General features: G+C 48.9%; 6 protein-coding genes. 4 read left to right on the top strand and 2 right to left on the bottom strand.

Annotated features, from left to right (window positions below; translation table 11 throughout):
* Positions 1 to 961 precede the first annotated feature (961 nt).
* The 3 genes from V2P20_RS09630 to ettA all read left to right on the top strand — a co-directional run bounded on the left by V2P20_RS09630 (position 962) and on the right by ettA (position 3,679).
* Positions 962 to 1,171 (top strand): cold-shock protein, encoded by a 210-nt coding sequence (locus V2P20_RS09630; RefSeq protein WP_020157177.1) that lies wholly within the window; start codon positions 962 to 964, stop codon positions 1,169 to 1,171.
* 302 nt (positions 1,172 to 1,473) lie between these two features.
* Positions 1,474 to 1,947 (top strand): SRPBCC family protein, encoded by a 474-nt coding sequence (locus tag V2P20_RS09625; protein ID WP_331817992.1) that lies wholly within the window; start codon positions 1,474 to 1,476, stop codon positions 1,945 to 1,947.
* Positions 1,948 to 2,011: 64 nt separating this feature from the next.
* Entirely contained in the window at positions 2,012 to 3,679 is a 1,668-nt protein-coding gene (gene ettA / locus V2P20_RS09620; protein WP_331817991.1) for an energy-dependent translational throttle protein EttA, read from the top strand.
* Positions 3,680 to 3,724: 45 nt separating this feature from the next.
* Here ettA and tusC read toward each other — a convergent pair whose 3' ends face one another.
* A complete protein-coding gene (gene tusC / locus V2P20_RS09615) occupies positions 3,725 to 4,081 on the bottom strand; it encodes a sulfurtransferase complex subunit TusC (protein WP_331817990.1) in 357 nt (118 codons plus the stop codon).
* A 5-nt stretch (positions 4,082 to 4,086) separates the two neighbouring features.
* On the bottom strand, positions 4,087 to 4,476 hold the full coding sequence (gene tusD, locus V2P20_RS09610) for a sulfurtransferase complex subunit TusD (protein ID WP_331817989.1): 390 nt from the start codon (positions 4,474 to 4,476) through the stop codon (positions 4,087 to 4,089).
* Positions 4,477 to 4,647: 171 nt separating this feature from the next.
* On the opposite strand from tusD, the gene V2P20_RS09605 reads away from it, so the two are divergent.
* Positions 4,648 to 6,105 (top strand): M48 family metalloprotease, encoded by a 1,458-nt coding sequence (locus V2P20_RS09605; RefSeq protein ID WP_331817988.1) that lies wholly within the window; start codon positions 4,648 to 4,650, stop codon positions 6,103 to 6,105.
* The last annotated feature ends 165 nt before the right edge of the window (positions 6,106 to 6,270 follow it).

Raw genomic sequence — 6,270 nt, 5'->3', positions numbered from 1 at the left:
GAAAGTATTCAAAATTTTTCTCTTTGACGTCTATATGCTGTTATATGCAAATATAAAATGCACAATATATTGTGGTTAAAATTTTAAAAAACGAATACTTTCACAGTCTCGTACCCTACCGTGGATTTCGCCTTGATTTTGGCAGGGCAGCCGTAGGCCAGGCTGCCAAACCCAGCGTTTCGGCCGCCCCTGCCGGGTTTCCGCTAAAGCTCCAACCCAGCCTACACAGGCGGTTAAAAGCAAGTAGCTCGCCCTAAACCGGTTTGAATTCAACTAACTGCGTAACATCAGTTAATATCGAGAGAGCCGCGAATTCAGGTACGCGCTAATGCTGCCTCTCAAGCCAAGCACCGCATTCATTTTTTTCTAATCGCTCGCTCATGCCAATTTTTGTCAAGAATCGCTATTTCCGCTTTCCGGACTCGCGCCATGAAAATTTAAGACGGGGCAATAGAAGAAATTCCCAGCGTAACGGCAACATCAGCAATTCGCCCTAAATCTCCTGAGTCAGCCAAAGAATTTGCAAGGCAATAACAGAAGCATAGATAAACTGTTAGAGGCTTTTTAACCCGTTTGGCTTTAATAAAATTTTTATAGAAGGTGACTGGCGACTTCAGCAATTACGAAGACTCTAATTGAGCCGCCGAGAATGCAGAGAGCCTTAGTAAAAATATATTTATCGAAGAGTTAAATTCATTGCTAAAAAATCTAATTTATCTATATACTGTGACCAGCATTTATGCGTATCTTTCTACTGGTTTTGATTTCTCTGTATCCCGCTATAGGCCGAATAACAGGGGGTTTCAACCCGGTCAAAATATTATTCATTAAGTTTTGCTCCGCCAGTATTTTAAGTTCTACCATTGGATGCAGTGAGACGTTTGAGCCGGCTTTATTGTTAAGGCCGGGATTTATAACGCCAATAGAGATTGGCGATTTTTTTTAAGTTTAAGAGTGTAATATGTCAGAGCAAGTCGTAGGTACCGTTAAGTGGTTCAATGATGAAAAAGGGTTTGGATTTATTGAACAAGAAGGTGGTAAAGATGTTTTTGTTCATCACAGTGCAATTAACGGCACCGGCCGCAAAACCTTGCGCGAAGGCCAAAAAGTTACTATGCAGGTAACTCAAGGTCAAAAAGGCCCGCAAGCTGAGAATGTGACCCCAGCGTAACCAACCCCAAAAATCAAGCCCAAAAGTCGATAGACTTTTGGGCTTATTTTGCATGCGAGATAACTGCCGGTTCGCTTCGGCCATGCATTGGGAGTTAAAACCTTTTCAGGTTTATTTATTAAAGATTCCCTGTACTATTTGATATAGTCATTGTTGGCATTCTCTCAGTTTAGCGAGACCGCTGTCTTGCTTATAGACTCTCTCGCAGGCCTTGCGATTCTCTGATTGCGGCCGCCCAGCTACCGTTTTCTCAGTAAAAGTCAGACTTATACCAAACCGATACCGGTAACGGAGTCTTTGCCATGCCTGAGTTTTCCTTAAACACAAACTGGATGATCCCTGCGCCTGTTGAAGCCGTCTGGCCATGCCTGATCCATACCGAAAACTGGCCGTCCTGGTGGAAATATGTGATATCGGTTGAGGAAATAGAACCGGGGGATGCGTCCGGCATCAACAATATCAGGCGTTATTACTGGCGCACCTGCTTGCCGTACACGCTGACGCTTAATTTACGCGTCACTGAAATACAGCCTCCTCGTTTTATCGCCGTAAAGGTTGATGGCGATTTGCAAGGTCATGGCTACTGTCAACTATGCCCGGACTCCACTAATAATCGCACTGAAGTTGAATTCAGATGGCAGGTGCAAACCTGCAAACCCTGGATGAACCGATTTACAACATTAGCCGCGCCGATTTTTGCATGGAACCATGAACGCGTCATGAAGTCTGGAGAAGAAAGCTTGATCCGATACTTGTCAACGGTTAAAAATTTATAAATAACATGGAATAATAGTACACATCAGGTTACCCTTTATCAATTTACAACTGATACGCAAAAACATGGCGCAATACATATATTCAATGAATCGGGTAGGGAAAATTGTCCCGCCCAAAAAATACATACTCAAGGATATTTCGCTATCCTTCTTTCCCGGCGCCAAAATCGGCGTGCTGGGTTTGAACGGTTCCGGTAAATCGACATTGCTGCGAATCATGGCCGGCATCGATAAAGAAATCGAAGGCGAAGCGATTCCGCTAAAAGGCATTAATATCGGCTATCTGCCGCAGGAACCGCAATTAGACCCCAATAAAACCGTGCGCGGTAATATCGAAGAAGCCGTTGCTGAAACCAAAGCGATTCTGGATCGTTTTAACGAAGTCAGCAATGCTTTTGCCGATCCTGACGCCGATTTCGACGCCTTATTGGCAGAACAGGCCGATCTGCAGGAAAAGATTGAAGCGGCCGGCGCCTGGGAACTGGACAGGAAACTGGAAATTGCGGCCGATGCATTGCGCCTGCCGGACTGGGATGCCGATGTGACCAAATTATCCGGTGGCGAAAAACGCCGCGTCGCCTTGTGCCGGTTGCTGCTATCCAATCCGGACATGCTGCTGCTGGACGAGCCCACCAACCATCTGGACGCCGAATCGGTCGCTTGGCTGGAACGCTTTCTGCACGATTATCCCGGCACTGTCGTCGCAGTAACGCACGACCGTTATTTCCTGGATAATGTCGCCGGTTGGATTCTGGAACTGGATAGAGGCTCGGGCATTCCATGGGAAGGCAATTACTCCAGCTGGCTGGAACAAAAAGGCCGCCGCCTGGAACTGGAAGAAAAGCAGGAATCTTCCCGCCAAAAAGCCATGAAAGCCGAGCTCGAATGGGTGCGGTCGAATCCCAAAGGCCGTCATGCCAAAAGCAAGGCTCGTCTGGCGCGCTTTGAGGAATTGTCATCCCAGGAAGTACAAAAGCGCAATGAGACTCAGGAAATCTATATTCCACCCGGTCCACGCCTGGGCGATGTCGTGATCGAAGCGGATAACATCAGCAAGGGCTTCGGCGACCGGCTGCTGTTTAACGGCCTGAGCTTCAAACTGCCGCCGGGCGGCATCGTCGGCATTATCGGACCTAACGGCGCGGGTAAAACCACGCTGTTCCGTATGATGGCAGGCCTGGAGCAACCCAGCTCAGGCTCACTGACCATGGGACAAACCGTGCAGTTGGCCTATGTTGACCAGCTGCGCGATAACATGGACCCGAACAAAACCGTCTTTGAAGAAATTTCTGATGGTTTGGACATGATCACGGTCGGTAAATATGAAACGCCTTCACGCTCTTATGTAGGACGTTTTAACTTTAAAGGCGCTGATCAGCAAAAGCGCATCGGCGAGCTTTCCGGCGGTGAGCGCAACCGCGTGCATTTAGCCAAGCTGCTGAAAACCGGCGGCAACGTATTGCTGCTTGACGAGCCGACCAACGATCTCGACGTTGAAACCTTACGCGCTCTGGAAGAAGCTTTGCTCGCCTTCCCCGGCTGCGCTGTGGTTATCTCGCATGACCGCTGGTTCCTGGACAGAATCGCCACGCACATGCTGGCCTTTGAAGGCGACAGCAACGTGGTCTGGTTTGAAGGCAACTATCAGGACTACGAAGCTGACCGCCATCGCCGTCTGGGCAGTGATGCGGATAACCCTCACCGGTTGAAATACAAAAAGCTGGCTCAATAGCGTCAGTCGTATGGAGCGGGGATAACCCGCTCCATACCCGATCCCCTAGCCCGCAAACACAACGTCATACCGTTTCATCAGCCCGGCTATGTCCTTTCTGTAAAACTCCTGCACCGGGAGACATAAATCGCCCGGTTTTAACCCTCTTTCTTGCAGGGATTCAACTTCCGTATAAATATCATGCACATCGTAGATTTCCAGCGCCTTAAAGATGGCAGCCGTATCCTTCATGCCCGCAATACGGGACTGTTGACCGTTTTTCAGATGAAAAACACCATCATCCAATAACAGGATCGCGACCTGCTGATCGAATGCCGCCGTGGTCAGAACAATATCGAGCATTTCCTGAACCTGGCCGCCGCTGTGCGCCGGTTTGCGCAATACAAACAAATATTTTTTCATTTCTTTCAACCAAAAACGATGAAACGGTCAGCTTCCAGCGTAGCCTCAACCAATTGCCCCAGCCCTGAAATACGAAAGCCCTCAGCCAGATCATTATCGGCCTTGCCCTGCCTTTTGCCTTCGTCCGTGCACAATAAACCGCGCCGCTGGGCGGCAGAGATGCAAACGACCAGGTCAATCTGATGCTGCCGCGCCAATTCACTCCACTGCGCCGTGAACTGAAGCTCATCATCCGGAGGCGTGGCGTACCTGAAGGCATGATAGATGCCGTCATGATAAAAAAACACCCGAAACACTTCGTGTCCCTGCGCTAAAATGGCCTTGATAAACTGATAGGCAATATGGCCGGCGTTCGACTGATAAGGACTGGTATTAATTTGAATGGCAAATTTCATTATTAAAAGAATAGTTAGACATAGAATAAATACACTCGAAACCCTCGAGAACAGCCTTGTTGATAGTGACGATCTTAGCCTATTATAATCCTATAAAATATCAATAGTCGGCTGTCAGGCCGTTATTTCATTGTTTTCGGAACCAATCCTGTCTCACTCAGTCTCATCGCCATGAAATTTAAACCATCCGCTCTAACGCTGGCTTTGGGCCTTGCCCTGTTCCCTGCTGCACAGCAGGCTGTTGAAATTGATAAGATTGAATTGCCCGACATGGGCGATTCCTCGGGCGCACTGATCACCCCGGCGCAGGAACAGGAACTCGGCGCCGCTTTTTTCAGAAGCCTGCACAGCCAAGTCGCCATCAGCCAGGATGCCGAAATCCAGCAGTATATTGACTCTATCGGCAAAAGGCTTGCAACCAACAGTGATACCCCGGGTTATCCTTTCCATTTCTTTGTCGTCATGGAAAATCAGATCAACGCCTTTGCGGGTCCTGGCGGTTATATCGGCGTAAATTCCGCGCTCATTCTGACAACTGAAGCCGAAAGCGAGCTGGCTTCGGTCATGGCGCACGAGGTTGCTCACGTAACCCAGCGTCATCTATATCGTGCCTTTGAAGCCGCCAGCCGTTTGTCGCTTCCCACGGCTGCCGCCACCCTGGCCGCTATTTTGTTAGGCACACAATCGCCAGCGGCTGCACAAGCGGCACTCATGGCCATACAGGCCGGCAGTGTTCAGTTTCAAATTGACTTTACACGCGAACATGAAGCGGAAGCCGATCGCGTCGGCATGCAAACATTGGCGGGGTCGCAGTATGACCCGCGCAGCATGCCCACTTTCTTTGAACGTCTGCAGCAATCCACCCGCTATTATGGGCAGGATGTTCCGGAGTTTTTAAGAACACACCCGGTTACCGCTTCGCGTATTTCCGATACCCGCGGCCGGGCGGAAACCTATCCTTACAGACAATACCCCGACTCGCTCGGCTATCAGCTGGTCAAAGCCAAGCTGCGTGTAATAACCGCAACCGATACTGCCGATGCCGTCAACTATTTTCAATCACGCTTGACGCAGGGCACCGAAGAGCAGCGCACCGTTTCCCGTTACGGCATGGGTTTGGCTCAGCTTCATGCGCAAAAATTCAAGGAAGCCGAAGCCATTTTTCGGCAGATGGTCCAAGAACATCCCGAGCAGGCCCAATACGCGGCGGCGCTGGCCCGTACGCTGCTTGAAGCAAAGCATTATCCTGAAGCCCTTGCCCTCTATCAAAAAACGGTTAAACAATTTCCTGACAATGATGCCGTCAAGCTTGAATATATAACGTCTCTGTTGAAAGCGGGCAACCCCGAGGCGGCCCGCAAAAATCTGATGGCGTTGAATCCTAAAATCCAGCAACAGCCGATGTATATGCAGCTCCTGGCGCAAACCTACAGCGATTTAAACCAACCGGCCGAATCGCATCGCTATCTTGCCGAATACTACTATATGACAGGGCAAACCAGAGACGCCATTCTGCAGATCAGATTGGCCCAGAAATCAAAAGACCTTAATTTTTATCTGTCCTCCATTCTTAACGAGCGCCTCAGTTTTTTTCTGAACGAGGAAGAAGAAGCTCGGCGTGACCGGTAAAAATTTTGCATTGACTGGAAAAAGATAATCACGTGTATTCTTAACGTTGGTAGTGGGTTAAATCTGTAATTTGGCATGAATATCCAAGCCAAATTCAACCTTGTTAATCAGTAATCCGATGACCGTATCATGCAGGGTTTCCAACTTTGAGAAGCAGATTGTTTT

Source organism: Methylobacter sp. Wu1, from assembly GCF_036553575.1.
Lineage (GTDB): Bacteria > Pseudomonadota > Gammaproteobacteria > Methylococcales > Methylomonadaceae > Methylobacter.
The sequence above is the reverse complement of the archived record's forward strand: the minus strand, read 5'-3'. Positions and strand labels throughout refer to the sequence as shown.

Excerpts from the sequence above, each read along its gene's own strand:
- V2P20_RS09630 (WP_020157177.1), top strand. The coding sequence starts at position 962 with ATGTCAGAGCAAGTCGTAGGTACCGTTAAGTGGTTCAATGATGAAAAA.
- V2P20_RS09625 (WP_331817992.1), top strand. The coding sequence starts at position 1,474 with ATGCCTGAGTTTTCCTTAAACACAAACTGGATGATCCCTGCGCCTGTT.
- ettA (WP_331817991.1), top strand. The coding sequence starts at position 2,012 with ATGGCGCAATACATATATTCAATGAATCGGGTAGGGAAAATTGTCCCG.
- tusC (WP_331817990.1), bottom strand. The coding sequence starts at position 4,081 with ATGAAAAAATATTTGTTTGTATTGCGCAAACCGGCGCACAGCGGCGGC.
- tusD (WP_331817989.1), bottom strand. The coding sequence starts at position 4,476 with ATGAAATTTGCCATTCAAATTAATACCAGTCCTTATCAGTCGAACGCC.
- V2P20_RS09605 (WP_331817988.1), top strand. The coding sequence starts at position 4,648 with ATGAAATTTAAACCATCCGCTCTAACGCTGGCTTTGGGCCTTGCCCTG.